This is a genomic window from Anaerotignum faecicola (assembly GCA_024460105.1).
GTDB lineage: Bacteria > Bacillota > Clostridia > Lachnospirales > Anaerotignaceae > JANFXS01.
Map to the genome: position 1 here is coordinate 1 of JANFXS010000564.1, position 391 is coordinate 391.

Sequence of the window (391 nt, forward strand, 5' to 3'; positions counted from 1 at the left end):
GGAATTACAAAAAGTGTTCTGAAAAGACCCATCACCACCGTCCTGGCAGTCCTCTGCCTGCTGGTATTCGGTCTATCCTCCGTGTTTTCCTCCAAAATGGAGCTGACGCCGGAGATGAATTTCCCGATGATGATGATCACAGCCGTGTACGCGGGTGCCAGCCCGGATGACGTCAATGAACTGGTCACGAAGCCGATCGAGGAATCGGTTGGAACCCTGTCAGGTGTTAAGAATATCCAGTCCATGTCCCAGGAAAATATCTCGATTGTCATGATGGAATATGAGTACGGAACCGACATGGATAAGGCTTACTCTGATTTAAAGAAGAAGATGGATAATATCACCATGCCGGATGACGTGGAGGTACCCAGTATCTTCGAGTTCAATATGA

1 protein-coding gene is annotated in these 391 nt (G+C 48.1%); it reads left to right on the forward strand.

Annotation, left to right across the window (positions count from 1 at the left end; genetic code table 11):
- The coding region (locus NE664_15410; GenBank protein MCQ4728020.1) for an efflux RND transporter permease subunit at positions 1-391 on the forward strand (391 nt) is incomplete at both ends.